Origin of the sequence: Streptomyces sp. SLBN-118 (genome assembly GCF_006715635.1) — a bacterium.
In the GTDB taxonomy this organism is placed as follows: Bacteria; Actinomycetota; Actinomycetes; order Streptomycetales; family Streptomycetaceae; genus Streptomyces.
On sequence record NZ_VFNP01000002.1, the window covers coordinates 3,252,356 to 3,272,470 of the forward strand.

A 20,115-nucleotide genomic window follows, 5' to 3' on the forward strand; every position below is an offset into this window, starting at 1 on the left:
GGGTTCTGCGGCCGCCTCAGTGAGCGAGCGCAGGCTCCGCCTCCCGCTCCTCCGGAAGCTCCGCGCCGGCCCCCTCCACGTGCGGCTTCGGCCGCGTCGGCAGCGCGAACATCACCACGAAGATCACGGCCAGTACCCCCACGACCCACCACAGCGAGTTCTGGAACGCCTCCCCGAACGCCTTCCCGACCGTGCTCGGCGCCATCCGGTCGTCGATCGACCCGAAGAAGACGACCGACACCAGAGCGAGCCCGAGTGCGTTGCCCGTCTGCATCGTCGTGTTGATCAGCCCGGACGCCGAACCCGAGTGCTCGCGCGGTACGTCCGAGAGGACCGCGTCCGTCAGCGGCGCCACGATCAGCCCCATCCCGGCGCCCATGACCACCAGCGGCAGCGCCATCTGCCAGGAGTGGATCGCCGTGCCGTACCGCCCGGCCTCCCAGATGTAGAGGACCAGACCCGTGGCCATCGTCAGCGCGCCCGCCTGGAGAACCTTGCGGCCGAACCGCGGCACCAGCTTCTGGACGGACAGCCCCGCCGCCGTGGACACGGCGATGGAGAACGGCACCCCGGTCAGCCCCGCGCGCAGCGGCGACCAGCCAAGACCTATCTGCATGTACAGCGTCCAGACCAGGAAGAAGATCCCGCAGGCGATGCCGAACGTGAGCTGCACGGCGATGCCCGCGGCGAAGCTCTTCACCTTGAACAGCGACAGCTCGACCAGCGGCGAGCCGTCCTTGCGGGTCTTCCTCTTCTCGTACGCCACGAAGACGGCGAAGACGACCAGGCTGCCGGCCATGCACAGATGACCCCAAAGCGGCCAGCCCAGCTCACGGCCGCGCGTCAGCGGATAGATCAGCATCAGCAGTCCGGAGGTGACCAGCGCGACGCCGACCAGGTCGAGCTTGAGCGCCTTCGGCGCGCGGGACTCAATGATGAACTTGCGGCCCAGGATGACGCCCGCGATACCGACGGGCAGGTTGATCAGGAAGATCGGCCGCCACTCCAGGCCGAAGAGGTTCCACTGGGTCAGAAGCGCGCCGAGCAGCGGACCGGACACGGCGCCGAGTCCGATGACCGCACCGAACATCCCGAAGACCTTGCCCCGTTCGTGCGCCGGGAAGGTGACATGGATGATCGCGAGCACCTGAGGCACCATCATCGCGGCCGTCGCGCCCTGGAGCAGGCGGGAGGCGACCAGCATGTTCTCGTCCGCCGCGAATCCGCAGAGCGCGGAGGCGAGCGTAAAGCCGGTTATGCCGATCAGGAAGAGCCGCTTGCGGCCGTAGATGTCGCCGAGCCGTCCACCCGTGATCAGACCGGCGGCGAAAGCGAGCGCGTATCCGGCAGTGATCCACTGGATCGCGCCGAACGACGCTTCGAGGTCCCGCTCGATGCTCGGGATCGCGATATTGACGATGGTGACGTCGACCAGGTCCATGAAGGCCGCGGTCATCACGATCGCGAGAGCGATCCAGCGACGACGGTCTGAAGCCGTATCCGGTACGGCGGGCTGTGAACTCATGGGAAGAACATAGAGTGGATATAGGTCAAGTGATGTCCTAGATAAGAGGCATCCTGGAAAACATGACGGATACTCCGGCACGACTCCTCAATCTGCTCTCCCTCCTCCAGACCCCGCGCGAGTGGCCGGGCAGCGAGCTGGCCGAGCGGCTCGAAGTGAGCCCGCGCACCATCCGCCGCGACATCGACCGGCTGCGCGACCTGGGCTACCCGGTCGAGGCGACCATGGGGGCGATCGGCGGCTACCGCCTGGTCGCGGGCGCCGCGATGCCGCCACTGCTCCTCGACGACGAGGAGGCCGTCGCGATCGCGGTCGGCCTGCGGGCGGGCGCCGGCCATGCCATCGAAGGTATCGAGGAAGCCTCCGTGCGGGCCCTCGCCAAACTGGAACAGGTGCTGCCGTCCCGGCTGCGGCACCGGGTCACCACCCTGCAGGCGGCGACGATTCCGCTCACCCGCGGCGACGGCGCGACGATCGACCCGCACACGCTGACGGTCATCGCGGGGGCGGCGACAGGGCGCGAACGCCTGCGCTTCGGCTACCGCGCGGGCGACGGGACGGAGACCAAACGGCAGACCGAGCCGTATCGCCTCGTGTCGACGGGCCGCCGGTGGTATCTCGTCGCGTACGACGTCGGGCGCGAGGACTGGCGTACGTTCCGTGTCGACCGGATCTCGGAGCCATGCGCCACGGGGGCCCGCTTCGTGCCGCGGGAGTTGCCGACCGGCAGCGCGGCGGAACTCCTGGGGCACACCATGTCCCGGCAGCCCGAGCTCGACATCGACGTGAGCTTCGAGGCGCCTGCGTCGTTCGTCGCAGCACGCCTGCCGGACACGCTGGGCGCGCCCGTGGCGACGGGCGAGGAGACCTGCCGCCTGCGGACGAGGGCGGCGGACTCGCTGGAGTGGCTGGCGCTCCGACTGGCGCTGGTGGACTGCGAGTTCACGGTGCACGGCCCGCGCCCTCTGGCGGAGTACATGACGGACCTGGGCGCGCGCCTGACCCGGTCGGCCGGGGGCTCGGTTCCGGCAGCCCACTGACAGCCGGTCCGGGCCGGCAGTCGGTCCGGACAGGGAAGGACCCCAGCACCGGGGGGGGAGGGTACTGGGGTCCGCTTCAGGGGGCCTCTCGCGGGGCGTTACGCCGCCGCGTCGAAGCCCGTGTCCCGCGCCATCCGCTTGAGCTCCAGCAGCGCGTGCTTCTCGATCTGCCGGATCCGCTCACGCGTCAGGCCGTGCTGCTTGCCGACCTCCGTCAGCGTGCGCTCCCGGCCGTCCTCGATGCCGTACCGCATGCGGATGATCGAAGCCGTACGGTTGTCGAGCTTGCCGATCAGGTCCTCGAGCCCCTCGCTGCGCAGCAGCGACAGCACCGACTGCTCGGGCGAGATGGCCGACGTGTCTTCGAGCAGATCGCCGAACTGCGTCTCGCCCGCGTCGTCCACCGACATGTTCAGACTGACGGGGTCGCGCGCCCAGTCGAGCACGTCAATGACGCGCTCGGGCGTCGAGCCAAGCTCCTTGGCGACCTCCTCAGGCTCCGGCTCGCGGCCGTTTTCCCTGTTGAACTCGCGCTGGACACGTCGGATGCGTCCGAGTTCCTCCACCAGGTGGACAGGGAGCCGGATGGTCCGGGACTGGTCGGCTATGGAGCGGGTGATCGCCTGGCGGATCCACCACGTGGCATACGTGGAGAACTTGAAGCCCTTGGCGTAGTCGAACTTCTCGACCGCGCGCACCAGGCCCGCATTGCCTTCCTGGATCAGGTCGAGGAGGGGCAGCCCGCTGCGCGGATAGCGCCGCGCCACGGCCACCACGAGCCGGAGGTTGGAGCGGATGAAGACGTCCTTGGCGCGTTCGCCCTGGGTGACCAGCGCCTCGAGCTCCTCACGCGTGGCACCGCCCGCATCGCTCTCGACCTCTTTGTCGAGGATCTGCCGGGCGTACACACCCGCCTCGATGGTCTGGGACAGCTCGACTTCCTTGGCGGCATCGAGTAGCGGCGTACGCGCGATCTCATCGAGGTACATGCCGACCAGGTCGCGGTCGGCGATCTCCCCGCCCACGGCGCGAACGCTGCTTGCCCTGCCGGTCCCACTGGAATCGGACTGACGACGGGCAACGGCACGGGTTGCCATGCGAGCTCCCTTGCTGAGTAGGTCGCGACACCCTTGCGGGTGCCCTGCATCCGATGGAAACAACGACTGGAAACCGGACAGAATTCCCATGGCGTGAATCGATTTTCGTGATCTTGCAGTACCCTGTCCGGCCACGAGGGAGGACGCGTGCCGCAGGATCACTCAGAGGTGCAGGTCAGGGCGGGCGCCGAGGAAGATCTCGAAGCCCTCACAGAGCTCTACAACCACTACGTGCGTGAAACGGCCGTCACCTTCGACACGTCCGCCTTCACGGCCGAGCAGCGCCGCCCGTGGCTGCGCTCCCACCCTGAAGACGGCCCCCACCGCCTTTTGGTTGCTCGGGATGTCCGTTCTGCCCTACTTCTTGGATACGCGACCAGCAGCGCCTTCCGCCCCAAGCCCGCGTACTCCACTTCCGTCGAGGTCAGCGTCTACTGCGCCCCCGAGGCCGCGGGCCGGGGCATCGGCACCCTCCTCTACAAGGCGCTGTTCGAGGCGCTGGAGGATGAGGACATCCACCGCGCATACGCGGGGATCGCCCAGCCGAACGAGGCGTCGGCCCGGCTGCACGCACGCTTCGGATTCCGGCACATCGGCACGTACGAAGAGGTCGGCAGGAAGTTCGGCCGGTACTGGGACGTGGCCTGGTACGAGAAGAGGCTGGGCGAGGGCTGATCAGGGGCCCGGAGAGCCCAGCCGACCGAACGGGCCGTGCTGCCCCAGCCGAACGGCCCGGGCGGCCTCAGCCGAACTGGACGGACCGCTTCGCCAGGCCCATCCAGAAGCCGTCGATCACGCTCCGCCCGCCCGTGAGCTCACCCTCGGACACCCCGAGGGTGACGAACAGCGGCGCGAAGTGCTCCGTCCGCGGGTGGGCCAGCCGCCCGGCCGGCGCCTTGTTCTCGAAGTCCAGCAGCGCGTCCACGTCCGCCGCCGCGAGTGCCCGCTGCCCCCAGTCGTCGAACTCCACCGACCAGCCGGGGATCCCACCGTGGCGAAGGGCCGCCAGATTGTGCGTGAAGAATCCGCTGCCGACGATCAGCACGCCCTCGTCCCTCAGCGGCGCGAGCCTTCGGCCGATCTCCATCAGCTTCTGCGGATCGAGTGTCGGCATGGAGATCTGCAGTACGGGAATGTCGGCGTCCGGGAACATCTCCACCAGCGGGACGTACGCGCCGTGGTCGAGCCCACGGTCCGGGATGTCCTGTACCGGAGTACCGGCACCGCGCAGCAACTTCCGTACCGAGTCGGCGAGTCCGGGCGCGCCGGGCGCGGCGTAGCGCACCCGGTAGTAGTGCTCGGGAAAACCCCAGAAGTCGTAGACCAGCGGTACGGACTCGACCGCGCCGAGCGCGAGCGGGGCCTCCTCCCAGTGGGCGGAGACGATCAGGATCGCCCTGGGGCGCGGCAGCGACGCCGACCAGGCGGCGAGCTGGCCGGGCCAGAGGGCGTCGTCGGCGAGCGGCGGGGCGCCGTGGGAGAGATAGAGGGCGGGCATGCGCTCGGCGACTGGGGTGGCACTCATGGCAGCGGCTCCCGGATTGCTTCCGGCCTGATGGACCTACTTGAACTTTCAAGCTAGCCCACCGTAACTCCAGTTAGTTAAACTTTCAAGAATGTGGTCGTAGAGTGGGATGTATGAACACGGCATCCACTGGCGGGGGCGGCCTCGAACCGCGTTGGCTCACCGAGGACGAACAGCGCGTCTGGCGCGCCTATCTGCATGCCACCACCCTCTTCGAGGACCACCTCGACCGCCAGTTGCAGCGGGATGCGGGTATGCCGCACATCTACTACGGCCTGCTCGTCCAGCTCTCCCAGGCCCCGCGCCGCCGCAAGCGGATGACCGACCTGGCCATCGACGCCAAGATCACCCGATCCCGGCTCTCGCACGCGATCGCACGCCTGGAGAAAAACGGCTGGGTCTGCCGCGAGGACTGTCCCTCCGACAAGCGCGGGCAGAACGCAGTCCTGACGGACGAGGGCTTCAAGATCCTTCGCAAGACCGCGCCCGGACATGTCGAGGCCGTACGGCAGGCGATGTTCGACCGGCTCACGCCCGAACAGGTGGATCAGCTGGGCGAGATCATGCGGATCCTGGCCGAGGGGCTACAGCCGCCGGACTCGGGCGCCGACCTGCCCTGGCTGCGCTGACCCCTCACCCGCACCGGCATCCGCACCGGCACGGGCACCCGAACCCGAACCCGCACAACTGCCGTACACACAACGACAGACGGCATGCGAAGGGCCCTGCCCGGGTTCGTCCCCGGGCAGGGCCCTGTCCGCTCAATGACCTCTCAGTACCGCTCAGTGCGCGATGACGGGAACCTTGGTCTCGTCCTCGACACCGTCACCCGACGCCGCGGTGACCGAACCGGCCCCTGGGCGCCCGGTGTTGATCAGCGTGAACGCGATCGCGGCGGACGCCACGAGGATGCCGACGGCCCACCAGATCGCGGACGAGAAGCCGTGCACCATGCCCTGGAGCTGGAGGAGCTTCGGGTCGGCCGCGCCCGCCGCGTGCGAGGTGATGTACGCGGTCGTGGCGGAGGCCGCGATCGTGTTCAGCAGCGCCGTACCGATGGCGCCGCCGACCTGCTGCGAGGTGTTCACCATCGCGGAGGCGACACCGGCGTCCTCCGGGCGCACGCCGTGCGTGGCCAGAGACATCGCCGGCATGAACGCCGTACCCATGCCCAGACCCAGCAGCACCTGCGCCGGCAGGATCAGCCCCGCGTACGAGCTGCCGATCTCCAGCTGGGTCAGCATCAGCATGCCGACCGAGGCGACCAGGAAGCCGGGGCCCATCAGCAGCCGCGGCGGAACCCGGGTCATCAGACGGGCGCCGATCTGGGTCGAGCCCGTGATCATGCCCGCGATCATCGGCAGGAAGGCGAAGCCGGTCTTGACCGGGGAGTAGCCCTTCACGACCTGGAGGTAGAAGGTCAGGAAGAGGAAGAGCCCGAACATCGCGATGATGGCGAGGCCCAGCGAGAGGTAGACACCGCCGCGATTGCGCTCGGTGATGACGCGCAGCGGCAGCAGCGGCGCCTTGACCCTCGACTCGGTGACGATGAACCCGGCGAGCAGCACCGCGGACGCGATGAACATGCCGACCGTCAGGCCGTCGGACCAGCCGGCCGACTCGGCGCGGGTGAAGCCGTAGACGAGCGCCACCAGGCCGAGGGTGGACAGGACGACACCGGGGATGTCGAGCGAGGAGCGGTTGCGCGCGCCCTCCGGCTCACGGATCACGAAGTACGCGCCCGCGGCGGCGACGATCGCGAAGGGGATGTTGACGAAGAAGGTCCAGCGCCAGTTGAGGTACTCGGTGAGGAAGCCGCCCAGGATCAGGCCGACGGCGCCGCCACCACCGGCGATCGCACCGTAGATGCCGAAGGCCTTGGCGCGCTCCTTGGCGTCGGTGAACATCACGGCGAGCAGGGAGAGCGCGGCGGGCGCCAGCAGTGCGCCGAACGCACCCTGCAGGGCACGCGAGCCGAGCAGCATGGCCTCGCCGGTGGCCGCGCCACCGAGCGCGGATGCCGCGGCGAAGCCGAGCAGGCCGGTCACAAAGGTCCGCTTACGGCCCCAGAGGTCGGCGATGCGCCCGCCGAAGAGCAGCAGTCCACCGAAGGCGAGGGCGTAAGCGGTGATGACCCACTGCCGGTTGCCGTCGGAAATGCCGAGGTCCTGCTGGGCGGTAGGGAGCGCGATGTTCACGATCGTCGCGTCGAGCACCACCATCAGCTGGGCCAGGGCGATGAACACCAGCGCTTTCCAGCGACTGGGATCCGGAAGCGATATATCGGGTATACCGGCTGTTTTTGACATGGGTGTAGCCACCTAGGGGTACGGAGGGGTCACAACGGACGTGGTCAGAGAGGCGTAGTCAGGAGTCTTGGTCAACAGTTGTACGGAGGACCTGGGAAGCCAACTGAATTAATCGGTACGCAAGTCCTCCAAAGTCACCGCCGTGCCCGGCAGTTCGGAGCGGGCCGGCGCTTCGAGCCCGTCCAGGAACAGCGCCAGATGGCGATGGACGAACCGGTCGAAGTCCAGGCACGCGGTGCCCGGCAGCGGCCGGGTGAGCTGGGGGAGGGCGACGAGCAGATCCCCGACGGCCACGTCGGGGCGGAGACGGCCCTGCTCATGGGCGCGGGCGAAGAGACCCTCGACGGCCTCCTCAAGGCGTGCGCGCTCACGGGTGAGATCGGGAAAGGAATCGTCGAAGGCGCCCGAGAGCAGCGGGCACAGCGCCCCGATCCGTTCGTCGGCGGCCGCATGGGTGAAGCGCCGCAGCGCCTCGAACGCGTCCGTCTCCTCGGCGGCGGCCTCGTGCGCCCGCTGCGCCGTGCGCGCGAGGACGAACAGGACCACCTCGTGGATGAGGGTTTCCCGGTCCGGGAAGTGGCGGTAGAGCGTGGCGTTGCCGACGCCGGCGCGGCGGGCGATCTCGTCGAGCGGGACGTCCGGTCCGAACTCCACGAAGGTCTCGCGCGCCGCCGTCACGATCCGCTCCCGGTTCCGCAGGGCGTCGGCCCGCGGCCGGGTCGTGCGGCGCGCTTCGGTGTCGGCGGCGGGGCTCACGGCTCCACTCCCTTTCGCGTCTGCTCGGTATCTCTACGTAAGCGGGGATCGTTTCCCCGTTTCGTGGGGACGCAATGTCAAACGGGGAAGCGGTCCCCGGTTATTTCCGGCTTCCAATGTGACCTGCGTCACACATTCCTCGCGGGAAATACCCACGATCGGACCAGCCCGGCGCGCGTCCCGCCACCACCCGTCACAGGCTGATCGCACCGAGTGCAGTGAGGGTCCGGCCTGCTGCCGCGGAGCCGAAGGGCGTTTGCATGAAGCCGACGCGCCACCGGATACGTGCCCTCGGCGCCCTCGCCTCCCTCGCACTCGCAGCCCTCACCACGGCGAGCGCCACGCTCCCCGCCCCCTCCCGCGCCTCCGCGGGCCCGGTGGCCACGGCCGAGGAATCGGCGCTCGGACCGTGCCGCATTCCCTCCTCGCTGGGCGTCCAGATGTCGGAGGGCATGCCGACCCCGCCCGGCTACTCACACTCGACCGGCGAGGTCCGCGCCCTCAACCTGATGATCGACTTCCCGGACGCGCAGGGTTCCGGGCGGGCGCTGGACCGGCTCGCTGAGTTCTTCCCGCAGACCACGAAGTGGTTCCGGACCAGTTCGTACGGACGCCTCACCTACCGTCCGCATGCCCCCATCACCGACTGGCTGCGGATGCCGATGCCGTTCGCCGCGTACGGGATAGACCGCGGCTCCCCCTATGAACCGGGCTATCGCCAGCTGGTCCAGGACATCGTGGCCGCGGCCGACCCGGACGTGGATTTCAGCACGTACGACCTGGTCAACATACTGGTCACCCCGAATGCCGGGCCCTCGGCGCTGGACACCGTGCTGTCCGTCACCTTCTCCGGCAACACCGACGCACCGATGGCGGACGGCGTGCCGCTGGCCAACACGTCCTTCGTCTACAGCCGTCAGGACGACGGCTCCGGCTCGTACGCCGAGACGGGCTATCGCGTTCTGCCCCATGAGAACGGCCATGTCTTCGGACTTCCCGACCTCTACACCGCCGACGGCGGGGGCGCCGTCGGCCACTGGGACATCATGTCCGAGGACTGGGGGGCCAATAACGACCTGCTCGGCTGGCACAAGTGGAAACTGGGCTGGCTGGACGCCGACCAGATTCGCTGCGCGTCCGCGGCCGGCACGACGGAGTACGCGCTGACGCCGCTGGCCACCTCCGGCGGCTCCAAGATGGCGATCGTGCCGCTGGGCGAGGACACGGGGTACGCGGTGGAGGTGCGCACCCGGGCGGGCAACGACGAGGCCGTGTGCGAGCCGGGCGTACTGATCTACAGCGTGAAGTCCGACATAGACACCGGGCAGGGACCGGTGACGGTCCTGGACAGCAATCAGGACAGCGGCGGCTGTACGCGCCGCCCCAATGTGCACGCGGAGCTGTCGGACGCGACGTACCAGCCGGGCCAGACCTTCACCGACCGCAAGAACCGCGTCCGCATCGCCGTGCTCGGCGAGAAGGGCGGCACCTACCGGGTGCGCATCACCCGTTCCTGACCCGCTGCTCACCCAGGAACCCGCGCAGCTCCCGCTTGAGGATCTTCCCGGTCGGATTCCGGGGCATCGGCTCGTCCCGTACGAAGACATGCGCCGGCACCTTGAAGGCGGCGAGCGTCCGGCCGACATGCGCCCGCAGCCCGTCCACGGTGACCGCGGCCCCGGGACGCAGCTGAACGACGGCCGCGACCTCCTCGCCCAGCTCGGGGTGCGGTACGCCGAGCACGGCCGCGTCGGCGACCTCGGGGTGGTCGTGCAGGACCGCCTCGACCTCGACGCAGTACACGTTCTCGCCGCCCCGGACGACCATGTCCTTGAGCCGGTCGACGATGCTGACCCGCCCGTCGCGGACGGTCGCCAGGTCGCCGGTTCTGAACCAGCCGTCCTGGAAGGCGGCGGCGGTCGCGGCCGGGTCGTTCCAGTACCCGCGCACCAACGCCTGTCCCCGCAGCCACAGTTCGCCGACCTCGCCCTCGGGCAGCGGCTGCCCGCCCGGCCCGGCGACGCGCACCTCGGTGGCGGGCGTCGGCCGTCCCACGCTGCCCGGGTTCTCGCGGTATCCGGTACCGAAGTTGGCGAGCACGCCGCCGCTGGTCTCGGTGAGTCCGTAGCCGTTGCGCGGCTCGATCCGGTGTCCGTAGCGGGCCGTCAGCCGGGCCACGAGACCGGGCGGGGCCGCGGCACCCCCGGTATTGAGATGCGTGAGCGTCTCCAGCTCCGACCCGGCCCGCTCGGCCGCGTCCAGCAGCTGGAGCGCGGTGGTCGGCACCCCGGAATAGTGCGTGACGCGGTGCCGCTCGATGAGCGCGAGGGCCTGCTCGGCGTCCCACTTCCGCATCAGTACGAGGGTCCCGCCGACCGCCATCGTCGAATACAGCGTGGTGAACGCGGCCACATGGAAGAACGGGAATGTCATCAGCGTCACCGGCGCGGGACCCTGCCCGGGCATCACCCCGCGCGCGAGGGACGCGGCGGCGGCGTGGTACCGCGGATTGAGCGCGGCCCCGGCCTGTGCGAGCTGGGTGGCGACGGCGCCCTTGGGCCGACCGGTCGTCCCGGACGTATAGATGATGGTGGCGTCGTCCTCGGCCCGCACCTCGACCTCGGGCGGCGCGAGGGTGGGGTCGGCCACCGGCGCGTATGCCTCGAAGCCTTCTGCCGCCGCGCCATGGAAGACGACCCCGGGGACCCGGTGGCGCAGCGCCCAGGCACGGACGCGCGGCAGCCGCTCCCCGTCCACGAGGAGCACCGCGGGCATGCAGTCGTCGAGCGCGTACGTGAACTCGGCGTCGGTCCACCAGGCATTGAGCGGCACAGCCACGAGTCCCGCCAGCTGGGCGGCCCAGAAGGCGACTTGCCACTCGGGGTGATTGCGCATGGCGACGACGGCCCGGTCGCCGGGTTGCAGCCCGTACCCGTGGACGAGCCGCCGCGCGAGCGCGCATGCCTCGGCGAAGAACTCTCCGTAGGTCAGGCTCCGGCTCTCGGCCACGAGAAAGGGCCGGTCGCCGAACGCCCAGGTGGCCTCGACGAACTCCCGCAGGGTGCGCGGCCCGTCGACGTAGGCAAGCCCGCCGTCCTCACCGCGGACGACGGCGAAGGGCGCGCCGGGGGCGGTCAGTACCGCTTCGGGGCGGGCGGGGGAATCGGAGTGCGGCACGGGCGAGACGCTATGCCGCTGTGCGGGCGGCGTCAAGGTCGGTGTATTGGCCAACGAGCTGGGCACCGGCCACCGGCCGCGGGGGCGCGAGCGGCGACGTGCCCGGTCAGCCCGAGCACCTCCAGCAGCGGGCGGCACTGCCCGGTGACGGCGCGGAAGCCGCGTACAGGGCGAAACACAGCTGGTCGTCCAGGAGCAGTCGTCCAGGAGCAGGGGGCCTGGGCGGCGAAGGCCACTTCGGGCTGACCCGTACGTCCGTCGGCCGGCACCGGTCCCCCGGTGCCGGCCGGCACGTGTGTCTACCGCTCCTGCTCCGCCGTTCGTTTGAGCTCCTCCAGCCAGGCGACCAGGGACTGCTCAAGGGCCGCGAGCATCCCGGCCGGGTCCGCGTCGACCGGCGCCCCCGCCCAGGACTCCTCGGTGACGACCCGCGTCTCCGTCCCCCCGCCGCACGGCTGAAACGTCCAGCGGTGGGTTCCGTCGATGCCCGCTGCGGGTCCGCCCCAGGCAATGGACAGGCACGGTTCCAACTCCGTCACCGTCGAGGTGATGTCCAGGCCGTGGGTGAGCCAGCGGAAGCTCGCGCCCACCTTCAGCTCGCCTTCGAGCGCGGCAAGGTCGATTCCGGAGTTCCAGCTCGGCCAGGCGGCGATGTCGGTGTGCAGCCGCCAGACGCTCTCGACGGGGGCCGCGATCGTGATCTCGTGACGCGTGTTGATCATGCCGCACCGTCCTCTGTGTTGATGTCGGTGTTGATGTCGGTGTTGATGTCGGTGTGGTTGTCGGTGTCGTTGGTGGCCTCGATGTCGGCGTCGGCAATCCAGGAGCCATGGATCCCGGCCGGCACCCGGCGCGGCAGCTCGACCGTGGCCACGGGCCGTCCGGCGGGAGCCGAGGCGTCGAGGATCAGCAGCTGCGAGGCGTCCCGGTCCAGATCGCTGACGACGGTGAGCAGATAGCCGTCGTCCTCGCGGGTGCCGCCTTCGGCAGCCACGAACACGGCCTCGCCGGGCATCCGGCCGCGGCCCATGGGCACCAGCTCCCGTACGCCGGTCGTGTGGTCGTGCTTGGCGATGGCGTACTCGTTCAGGTCCGGCCCGGGGAAGGCGACGGAGTAGCTGAACCGGTTCGGCAGACCCGTCATGTCTTCGTTGATGGTGGGGAATTCGGTCACCAGGTCGTCGACAGCCTCCTCGCTCGCGGTACCGGTCGCCGGGTCGAGGACCCAGCGGTGGCCGGTCGCGCCGACCATCGGCTGGGGCGCGTAACCGGGCGCACCGATCCACCACTTCCAGGTCTGCTCCCAGGCCCCGCGGTCGTAGCGCGGCCCGCTCAGCACGATCCGGCCGCGCTCGTCCTCGTACGCGTTGGCCACATGCAGCAGGGCACCGGGCTCGACCTCGAACCACCGCACCCTGGCGGGCCCCGTGCGCGGCATGACGCCGATGCGCGGGGTGTAGGTGTCGCTCCATCGGTACGGGATCCCGGACTGCTCGGCCGGGTTGAAGACGACCGGGAGGTCGAGCCAGATCACATGCCCGGCCGTGATGCCGAAGTCGTGCATCAGGGAGGGGCCCGCGCCGTCGACGACCTCCGAGCGGACGATGTCGCCCTTGGCGTCGGCGACGTAGTACGTCAGATACGGCGGGAAGGGCCCGTAGCCGAAGAAGTGCAGCTCGCCGGTGACCGGGTCGGTCTTGGGGTGCGCGGTCATCGCGGTCTTCAGCCTGCCGCCGAAGTCGTACGCGCCGACGGTGTCCAGCTCGGGCGTCATCTCGTAGGGCAGGTTCACCTCCTGGAGCGCCAGGATCCGGCCCGCGTGCTCGATGACATGCGTGGCGGCGTCGCTGGCCTTGAGATTCGGTATCCCGTCGGCGCCCATATAGGGGACACCGGCGAGCGCGGGGGTGTGGACCCAGCGGTTGCGGTACCACTCGGCGCGGCCGCCCCGCAGCCGCAGCCCGTGGATCATGCCGCTGCCCTTGAACCAGTGGGTGGGTGTGTGGCCGGGCTTGGGGTTGTGACCATTGCGGAAGTAGCGGCCGCTCAGCTCGGGCGGGATGGTTCCGTGGACGGTCAGCTCGTGCGCGGTGATCTCGTCGACGACGGGCGTGTAGTGCCCGGAGACGTACGGCTTGGTGGTCATGACTGCTTCCTCCTGGTGATGGTGAAGGTGGTGCAGGTGGTGAGCGCGGCGAGGACCGCGGCGGTGACGAATGCGGCGCTGTGGCCGGCCGCTGTCGGGGCGATGGCCGTCATCAGGGCAAGGCCGAGTGCTCCGCCGAGCTGGCGGGTGGTGTTGATCAGGCCCCCGGCCAGACCGGAGTCGGCGGGCGGCACGTCGTGGGTGGACAGGGCGGTGAGCCGTACGAACGCGGCTCCGAGCCCCGCGCCGATGAGGAGCGAGGGGCCGAGCAGATCGACGGCGAACGCTCCGTCGTCGGGCGCGCGGGAGAGCCATACGAGTCCGAGGGTGAGGACGGCGAGGGCCGCGGGCGTCCCGGCACGGGCGGACAGCCTGGGGGCGAGCATCGACCCGGCCACGACGCTCAGCGCGAGCGGGAGTTGGGTGAGCCCCGCCTCCAACGGCCCGTAACCGAGAACCTGTTGCTGGTAGAGCGGCAGGAAGTAGAACAGCCCGACCCAGACCGCGCCGAGCAGCGTCATGGCGGCATTGGCGACGGTGACCTTGCCCGTACGCAGCAGCCGCGGCGGTACGAGGGGAGTCCTGGCCCGCTTCTGCCGTACGGCGAACGCGGCGAGGAGCACCAGGCCCACGGCTCCCGCGAGGGGATTCTTGGCGGTGACGGCGTAGACGAGCGCGGTCAGCCCGGCGGTCGACGTGATGGCACCCAGGGTGTCGACCTCGCCTCCCGCGGGCTTGTCGGCGGGGACAAGAACGAGCGTCGCGGCGAGGGAAAGGGCGGCAACGGGCACGGGGAGAAGAAACACCGCGGGCCAGCCGTACAGCTCGGTGAGCACCCCACTGAGCAGCACCCCGGCCGCCCCGCCCGCCCCGGAGACCGCACCCCACACACCGAGCGCCCTGCCCCGGCCGGGTCCGGGCGGGAAGACGCCGAGCACGAGCGCGAGCGCGGCGGGCGCGAGGAGTGCCGCGCCCGCGCCCTGGACGGCGCGGGCCGCGATGAGGACGGGGGCGGACGGGGCGAGACCTGCGGCGAGCGAGGCGAGCGCGAAGACGGCCGTGCCGACGGTGAACACCCGGCGCCTGCCGAGCAGGTCGGCCAGTCGTCCGCCGAGCAGGAGGAGTGCGCCGAAGGCGAGAACGTAGGCGTTGACGACCCAGGACAGCGCGGCGGGTGACATGGTCAGGCCGTCCGCGAGGGCGGGGAGCGCGACATTCACGATCGAGGTGCTGAGCACGACCAGGAACTGCGCGGTCGCGAGGGCCGCGAGGGCGGGGCCCTGTCGTATGCCCGACGGTGCTTCCGTCACGGGTGCCATGCCTCCTCCGAGAGAAAGAGTGATCGATCACTCACTGATTGACCGAAAGGAAAAGCCGCTCGCGGGGCACGCGGCTTCGTTCTGCTCAGTAGTGGCGGACACCCGCAAGCAGGGTCCTGGTCCAGGGCGCATCGACGTCCGTCGCCCCGATGGAGACAACGACATTGCACAGGAACCCGGTGGCGAAGAACCGCTGAATGAGCTCGTCGGGCGCACCGGACGCCGACCGCACGTACTCGACGAGCCGTGCGTACATCCCCTGCACGGCCACCTTGATCGCGGGCTCGCTCGCCGCACAGTTCGCATGCATCAGCACCCTGAGCAGGTCGTCCCGGTCCGCGATGAGATGTGCGTACGCATCCCCCATCGCATACAGCACATCCGCCGGCTCGGCACTGCCCACCTCGACGACCGCCTCGGCGAGGCGCTCCCGGATCAGCCGCCCGCAGTCCTCAACGACGGCGACGAACAACGCCTCCTTGTCGGGGAAGAGCCGGTACAGATACGACTGCGAGATCCCCGCGCCCTTGGCGACCTCGGTGGTGGAGGTGCCGTAGTAGCCCCGCGCCGCGAAGACCCGGGAGGCGGTGGCCAGAACCTCCGCGCGACGGGCATCGGCGGTGGAGAGTTGTCGCGTACTTGTCCTACCCATGTGAGTAATAGACCACTCACACTTTCCCTGTGTCAACCCTCAAGCCCCACACGCTCCGGCAGGACCCGCGCCCCGACCGCACCCGCTCACGCCGCCCCAGGCCGCACGAAGGCCAACCCCTCTGCGTCCACGGCACCACCGACGACGTCACCGTCCATCCGACGAGGGCCACCGCGGCCCGACGCGGCCGGCGCACCCCACGCACAGGGGCCGTTCGGAGCCACGGCAGTGGGCCGTTCGGCCCCTGCCGAGCAACACTGCCGCTCCCTACCTTTTCGGCCAGTCGAAGTAATTCACGGCCAATCACAGGGTGGTGAGCGATGAGCTTCACGGACCGCGAGATGTGGGGACTGATCCACGGCATGGTGCTGGGAGCGGTGTTCCTGCTGGGGTTCGCCGGCGGGCTGGCCGACCTGTACGGGTTGCGAACGGCGCTGGTCACCGGCACAGGCGTCGTCGAGCGAATGCGGCGGCTGAAGATCGGGGTCACGACGATGGCGGTGGCCGCCTGGGGGACGGTGATCACCGGCACCTGGGTCGTCTACCCCTGGTACCGGGAGAAGGGCCCGGACAGCCCCAAGTCGCAACTGCTGGCCGATCCGGAGACCGCCGACTGGCACGAGTTCGCCATGGAGTGGAAGGAACACATCGCCTGGATCAGTCCGATCCTGGCCACCGCTGTCGCCTTCATCGTCCTCTACTACGGCAGCACCCTCATCCGTCACGAGCGGGTACGGCGCACCACCATCCTGCTGTTCGTGCTCGCCTTCGCCTTCGCCGCCATCGCCGGGGCGTTCGGCGCCTTCATCACCAAGGTCGCACCGGTCGAGTAGACCGGAGAGGAAGTGAATGCGATGAACCAGCACGAGGAACATCCGCAACACGCCGACGAGCAACAGCCCGCACCGGCCCCGGCAACGGGAGTCGGCACGACGGGCGGCGATCGGCCGGAAGGGCCGATCTCGGCCGCCATCATCGCCGCCGGCGTCGGTGCCGTGGCCCTGGGTCTGTTCACCACCCTGGCCGAGGCCATCAAGGACGTGGCGGACTGGCTGCAGTGGAACGACCGGGTCGGTCCGCTGTCCGGCAAGACCCTCATGGCGGTGGCCGTCTGGCTGGTGTCCTGGGTGATTCTCCACCTGGTGCTCAGGAACAAGGAGCACGAGACCAGCCGCGCCCTGACGGTGGCACTGGCGCTGATCGGGCTCGGCGTCCTCGGCACCTTCCCGACGTTCTTCCAACTCTTCGCGCCCGAATAGCACGCGCGGCCAGGCGATACCCGGCCGCCGACTACCGTCACATCCTTCATGGCCGGAGCGCCGACCGTCGGGTGGACTCGATGACGGGCGCGCCCGCCGCGAGGGCACCGCGGCTGCGTGCCGCGGCGACCATGCGGAGCGCCGGACGGTCCTTGGTCCCGCCGGGGTTGGCGTCTTCGAGCTTGGCCCAGAAGCCGCGCCCGACGGGGTGAACGGTTCGCCGACCACAGGAAGGGCGTATTGCCGACCATGCTGGCTGGTGACCGCGCACGTCATCTTGTGCAGGCGTGCGAGGTGATCGGCCTTGTGGTCGGCGTATCCCGGTGCCTGGATATGCAGTCCGTGGACGTGGCGGTGAGGGGCGGGGGTGGTGGTCACCGCTGTTCGCCTCCTTCGTGCGTGCGGCCTGACGAGGGAGCGGTGTAGCGGCCGGGGTCGGCGTCGAATGCGGCGGCGCAGTGGGTGGAGCAGAAGTAGTAGGTGCCTGTGGCGGTGTTCCGCGTCTCCGCTGCGGACGCCTTCTCGATGCTCATGCCGCAGACGGGGTCCGTGGCCGCGTCGCCGTCAGCGTGCTGCTTGTGGGCATGGTCGTGCGGTGCTGGGTGGTGGTGTTCGGTGGCCGCCGTGCGGCCGGCCGGGGAACGGTCGGTAGCGGATTCGACGCTGGGCCGGACGTTGGCTGGAGGGGCGTCCGGCAGCGGGGACGTGTGCCAGCGACGGAGCCGGGAGGCGTTGGTGACGACGGACAGGGAGCTGAGTGCCATGGCTGCGGCGGCGATGATCGGGCTGAGGCGGATGCCCCAAAGGGGGTAGAGGGCGCCTGCGGCGAGGGGAACGCCGACGGCGTTGTAGACCAGGGCGAAGAACAGGTTCTGCCGGATGTTTCGCATGGTGGCGCGCGACAGCCGGATCGCGGTGACGACCCCGCTCAGCGAGCCGGAGATGAGGGTGATGTCGGCGGCTTCGATGGCTACGTCGGTGCCGGTGCCGATGGCCAGGCCGACGTCGGCGGCGGCCAGGGCGGGGGCGTCGTTGATGCCGTCGCCGACCATGCCGACGGTGCGGCCTTCGCCCTGCAGGCGGCGGATCTCGTCGGCCTTGTGTTCGGGCAGTACCTCGGCCAGGACTCGGGTGATGCCGACCTGGGCGGCGATGGCGGCGGCGGTGCGGGCGTTGTCGCCGGTGAGCATGACGACGTCGACGCCGAGGCGTTGCAGCGCGGCGATGGCGGCGGCGGAGTCGGCCTTGACGGTGTCCGCAACGGCGAGCACGCCGGCGGGCCGGCCGTCGACCGCAGCGAGGACGGGTGTCTTGCCTGCGGCCGAGAAGCCGGCCGCCACGGGGGCCAGGGTGGTGGTGTCGATACCGACGTCGCCCAGCAGCCGGGCGGTGCCGACCAGGACGGCGTGCCCGTCGACGGTGGCCTGGACGCCCTTGCCGGTGACCGAGTCGAAGCCGGTCGCGGCCTGCCACGCCAGTCCGCGCTCGCGGACGCCGGTGACAATGGCCTGCGCGAGCGGGTGTTCACTGTCGGCCTCGGCCGCCGCCACCAGCCGCAGCAGTTGTCCCTCGTCGAGGCCGTCGGCTGTGTGGACGTCGGTCAGAACCGGTTTGCCCTCGGTGACGGTGCCGGTCTTGTCCAGCACTACGGTGTCCAGCTTGTGCGCGGTCTCCAGGGCCTCGGCGGAGCGGATGAGGATGCCGGCCTGGGCGCCCTTGCCGGTACCGACCATGACGGACAAAGGGGTGGCCAGTCCCAGCGCGCACGGGCAGGCGATGATCAGTACGGCGACTGCGGAGACCAGGGACAGGGTCAGTGCGGGCGACGGCCCGAGGGTGAACCACAGTGCGAAGGTGCCGATCGCGATGGCGATGACCGCGGGCACGAAGTACGCCGACACCGCGTCGGCGAGCCGCTGGATGGGGGCCTTGGACGCCTGCGCCTGCTGAACCATGCGGATGATCTGGGCGAGCATCGTGTCCGAGCCGACCTTGGCTGCCCGTACCCGCAGGGAGCCGGTGCCGTTGACGGTGGCGCCGATGACCGTGTCCCCGGTGTGCTTGGTGACCGGCATCGGCTCACCGGTGACCATCGACTCGTCCACCGCGGACGAGCCGGAGAGAACGTCCGCATCGACGGGGATCTTCTCCCCGGGCCGGATGACGATCTCGTCCCCGACGGCCACGTCCTCTATTGGGATCTCTGTTTCGGTGCCGTCCCGTATGACACGGGCGGTGCGGGCCTGCAGGCCGAGCAAGGCCCGGATCGCCTCGCCGGTGCCGGCCTTCGCGCGGGCCTCCAGCAGACGGCCGAGCAGGATCAGGGTGAGGATGACGCCGACGGCTTCGAAGTAGACCTCGCGTACGTCTTCCGGCAGCAGGCCGGGGGCGAGGGTGACCAGCAGGCTGTAGCCGTAGGCGGCACTCGTGCCCAGCGTGATCAGGGAGTTCATGTCGGCGGCGCGGTGGCGCAGGGTCAGCCAGCCCGTCACATGGATCGGCCAGCCGGTGTAGAACATCACCGGGGTGATCAGAGCCAGCTGTAGCCAGGGGTTGAGCATCCAGCCCGGGACCCAGTCGGCGCCGAAGAGTTCGTGCGCCATCACAGCGAACAGCACCGGTGCGGTCAGCACCGCACCGAGCAGCACCCTGTGGGTGAGGTCCTTGATCTCGCCCTGCCGCTCGGCGGCGTCCGCCGCCTCCGCCTCGGCCGCCGTCCGTCCCTCACCTGTCGGCGGCCCGCCGGCCGAAGCAACAGGGGCGGCTGGAGTTGCGGACGTGGTGCCGTGGGCGTTCGGAGTGGGCGGTGCGGTGCCTTCCGCGGGTTCGACGAGCAGCGTGCCGTGGATCATGTTCATGCCGCAGGCGAAGCCGAAGGAACCCGGCCGGTCCGGGCTGAGCCGCACGGTGGTTCGCGTGTGGGCGGGCAGGCCCGCGCCGATCTTGAGGTCGGGGAAAACCACGCGGGACGTGCACTCGCCGGCCTCCTGCCGGTCGAAGACCAGCTCCACCGGCGTGCCCTGACGGACCTTGATCAGGTCGGGGCTGTAGCCGCCCCGCACCGTCACCTCCACCCGCTGCACCCCGCCCTCAATCCGGGCGGAACCGGCCCGGCGCGGCCCGAAGAAGAACCAGCCCAGACCCGCAATGAGCATCGCGGCGGCCAGGATCACAACGACGTCGAGGGCACTCATGAGCTGCTGCCTCCCTAGGCGGGTTCGCAATCTCCAGCCTGCGCGCGTCTACCCCTGCCGGGTAGGGGCTGAAGGCCCAGGGTCCTGGACCATCCGGCCCCTGACCGCGGCACACT

17 protein-coding genes and 1 pseudogene are annotated in these 20,115 nt (G+C 69.9%); 6 read left to right on the forward strand and 12 right to left on the reverse strand.

Going from position 1 to position 20,115, the window contains the following annotated elements; translation table 11 throughout:
• Window positions 1-16: 16 nt before the first annotated feature.
• Window positions 17-1,525, reverse strand: a complete 1,509-nt coding sequence (locus FBY35_RS33230; RefSeq protein WP_142217624.1) for an MFS transporter — start codon at window positions 1,523-1,525, stop codon at window positions 17-19.
• 62 nt (window positions 1,526-1,587) lie between these two features.
• Here FBY35_RS33230 and FBY35_RS33235 point away from each other — a divergent pair, with 62 nt between their 5' ends.
• Window positions 1,588-2,565, forward strand: coding sequence for a YafY family protein (locus tag FBY35_RS33235; RefSeq protein WP_142217625.1), 978 nt, complete (start codon window positions 1,588-1,590; stop codon window positions 2,563-2,565).
• Between the two features lie 98 nt (window positions 2,566-2,663).
• Here the strand turns inward: FBY35_RS33235 and FBY35_RS33240 are convergent, their stop codons facing one another.
• Window positions 2,664-3,662: an RNA polymerase sigma factor RpoD/SigA gene (locus tag FBY35_RS33240; RefSeq protein ID WP_142217626.1), complete on the reverse strand. Its 999-nt coding sequence runs from the start codon at window positions 3,660-3,662 to the stop codon at window positions 2,664-2,666.
• 147 nt (window positions 3,663-3,809) lie between these two features.
• On the opposite strand from FBY35_RS33240, the gene FBY35_RS33245 reads away from it, so the two are divergent.
• Complete coding sequence (locus tag FBY35_RS33245) at window positions 3,810-4,337, forward strand: GNAT family N-acetyltransferase (protein ID WP_142217627.1); 528 nt, start codon at window positions 3,810-3,812, stop codon at window positions 4,335-4,337.
• Window positions 4,338-4,404: 67 nt separating this feature from the next.
• Here the strand turns inward: FBY35_RS33245 and FBY35_RS33250 are convergent, their stop codons facing one another.
• Window positions 4,405-5,187 (reverse strand): dioxygenase, encoded by a 783-nt coding sequence (locus FBY35_RS33250; RefSeq protein WP_260848895.1) that lies wholly within the window; start codon window positions 5,185-5,187, stop codon window positions 4,405-4,407.
• Between the two features lie 104 nt (window positions 5,188-5,291).
• On the opposite strand from FBY35_RS33250, the gene FBY35_RS33255 reads away from it, so the two are divergent.
• Window positions 5,292-5,816: a MarR family winged helix-turn-helix transcriptional regulator gene (locus FBY35_RS33255; protein ID WP_399209302.1), complete on the forward strand. Its 525-nt coding sequence runs from the start codon at window positions 5,292-5,294 to the stop codon at window positions 5,814-5,816.
• Between the two features lie 153 nt (window positions 5,817-5,969).
• On the opposite strand, the gene FBY35_RS33260 is transcribed toward FBY35_RS33255, so the two are convergent.
• Complete coding sequence (locus FBY35_RS33260) at window positions 5,970-7,496, reverse strand: MFS transporter (RefSeq protein ID WP_142217629.1); 1,527 nt, start codon at window positions 7,494-7,496, stop codon at window positions 5,970-5,972.
• 108 nt (window positions 7,497-7,604) lie between these two features.
• Window positions 7,605-8,252 (reverse strand): TetR/AcrR family transcriptional regulator, encoded by a 648-nt coding sequence (locus FBY35_RS33265; RefSeq protein WP_142217630.1) that lies wholly within the window; start codon window positions 8,250-8,252, stop codon window positions 7,605-7,607.
• A 260-nt stretch (window positions 8,253-8,512) separates the two neighbouring features.
• Between FBY35_RS33265 and FBY35_RS33270 the strand changes: the two genes are divergently transcribed.
• Window positions 8,513-9,769 carry a M6 family metalloprotease domain-containing protein gene (locus FBY35_RS33270; RefSeq protein WP_142217631.1) on the forward strand — a complete coding sequence of 419 codons (1,257 nt, stop codon included), beginning with the start codon at window positions 8,513-8,515 and terminating at the stop codon, window positions 9,767-9,769.
• Here the strand turns inward: FBY35_RS33270 and FBY35_RS33275 are convergent.
• From FBY35_RS33275 to FBY35_RS33295, 5 genes are all read right to left on the reverse strand, one after another.
• Entirely contained in the window at window positions 9,756-11,429 is a 1,674-nt protein-coding gene (locus FBY35_RS33275) for a class I adenylate-forming enzyme family protein (RefSeq protein ID WP_142217632.1), read from the reverse strand. The genes FBY35_RS33270 and FBY35_RS33275 overlap by 14 nt on opposite strands.
• Before the next feature lie 299 nt (window positions 11,430-11,728).
• Window positions 11,729-12,151: an SRPBCC family protein gene (locus tag FBY35_RS33280; protein ID WP_142217633.1), complete on the reverse strand. Its 423-nt coding sequence runs from the start codon at window positions 12,149-12,151 to the stop codon at window positions 11,729-11,731.
• Window positions 12,148-13,575 (reverse strand): carotenoid oxygenase family protein, encoded by a 1,428-nt coding sequence (locus FBY35_RS33285; RefSeq protein ID WP_142217634.1) that lies wholly within the window; start codon window positions 13,573-13,575, stop codon window positions 12,148-12,150. The genes FBY35_RS33280 and FBY35_RS33285 overlap by 4 nt, the downstream gene beginning before the upstream one ends.
• Window positions 13,572-14,885 carry an MFS transporter gene (locus tag FBY35_RS33290; RefSeq protein ID WP_260848896.1) on the reverse strand — a complete coding sequence of 438 codons (1,314 nt, stop codon included), beginning with the start codon at window positions 14,883-14,885 and terminating at the stop codon, window positions 13,572-13,574. The genes FBY35_RS33285 and FBY35_RS33290 overlap by 4 nt, the downstream gene beginning before the upstream one ends.
• A 94-nt stretch (window positions 14,886-14,979) precedes the next feature.
• Window positions 14,980-15,546, reverse strand: coding sequence for a TetR/AcrR family transcriptional regulator (locus tag FBY35_RS33295; RefSeq protein WP_142217636.1), 567 nt, complete (start codon window positions 15,544-15,546; stop codon window positions 14,980-14,982).
• Between the two features lie 320 nt (window positions 15,547-15,866).
• On the opposite strand from FBY35_RS33295, the gene FBY35_RS33300 reads away from it, so the two are divergent.
• Window positions 15,867-16,379, forward strand: coding sequence for a hypothetical protein (locus FBY35_RS33300; protein WP_142217637.1), 513 nt, complete (start codon window positions 15,867-15,869; stop codon window positions 16,377-16,379).
• Between the two features lie 21 nt (window positions 16,380-16,400).
• Window positions 16,401-16,805 carry a hypothetical protein gene (locus FBY35_RS33305; protein ID WP_142217638.1) on the forward strand — a complete coding sequence of 135 codons (405 nt, stop codon included), beginning with the start codon at window positions 16,401-16,403 and terminating at the stop codon, window positions 16,803-16,805.
• A 70-nt stretch (window positions 16,806-16,875) separates the two neighbouring features.
• Here the strand turns inward: FBY35_RS33305 and FBY35_RS37595 are convergent.
• Together FBY35_RS37595 and FBY35_RS33315 are read right to left on the reverse strand one after the other, a co-directional pair.
• Window positions 16,876-17,056: pseudogene (locus tag FBY35_RS37595) on the reverse strand (pyridoxal-5'-phosphate-dependent protein subunit beta); the annotation flags it as partial.
• Window positions 17,057-17,179: 123 nt separating this feature from the next.
• On the reverse strand, window positions 17,180-19,999 hold the full coding sequence (locus FBY35_RS33315; protein WP_142217639.1) for a heavy metal translocating P-type ATPase: 2,820 nt from the start codon (window positions 19,997-19,999) through the stop codon (window positions 17,180-17,182).
• Window positions 20,000-20,115 lie beyond the last annotated feature (116 nt).

What these genes read in the sequence shown, in the direction of transcription:
- FBY35_RS33230 (WP_142217624.1), bottom strand. Translation starts at nt 1,525, where the DNA reads ATGAGTTCACAGCCCGCCGTACCGGATACGGCTTCAGACCGTCGTCGC.
- FBY35_RS33235 (WP_142217625.1), top strand. Translation starts at nt 1,588, where the DNA reads ATGACGGATACTCCGGCACGACTCCTCAATCTGCTCTCCCTCCTCCAG.
- FBY35_RS33240 (WP_142217626.1), bottom strand. Translation starts at nt 3,662, where the DNA reads ATGGCAACCCGTGCCGTTGCCCGTCGTCAGTCCGATTCCAGTGGGACC.
- FBY35_RS33250 (WP_260848895.1), bottom strand. Translation starts at nt 5,187, where the DNA reads ATGAGTGCCACCCCAGTCGCCGAGCGCATGCCCGCCCTCTATCTCTCC.
- FBY35_RS33260 (WP_142217629.1), bottom strand. Translation starts at nt 7,496, where the DNA reads ATGTCAAAAACAGCCGGTATACCCGATATATCGCTTCCGGATCCCAGT.
- FBY35_RS33270 (WP_142217631.1), top strand. Translation starts at nt 8,513, where the DNA reads ATGAAGCCGACGCGCCACCGGATACGTGCCCTCGGCGCCCTCGCCTCC.
- FBY35_RS33280 (WP_142217633.1), bottom strand. Translation starts at nt 12,151, where the DNA reads ATGATCAACACGCGTCACGAGATCACGATCGCGGCCCCCGTCGAGAGC.
- FBY35_RS33285 (WP_142217634.1), bottom strand. Translation starts at nt 13,575, where the DNA reads ATGACCACCAAGCCGTACGTCTCCGGGCACTACACGCCCGTCGTCGAC.
- FBY35_RS33295 (WP_142217636.1), bottom strand. Translation starts at nt 15,546, where the DNA reads ATGGGTAGGACAAGTACGCGACAACTCTCCACCGCCGATGCCCGTCGC.
- FBY35_RS33300 (WP_142217637.1), top strand. Translation starts at nt 15,867, where the DNA reads ATGAGCTTCACGGACCGCGAGATGTGGGGACTGATCCACGGCATGGTG.
- FBY35_RS33305 (WP_142217638.1), top strand. Translation starts at nt 16,401, where the DNA reads ATGAACCAGCACGAGGAACATCCGCAACACGCCGACGAGCAACAGCCC.
- FBY35_RS33315 (WP_142217639.1), bottom strand. Translation starts at nt 19,999, where the DNA reads ATGAGTGCCCTCGACGTCGTTGTGATCCTGGCCGCCGCGATGCTCATT.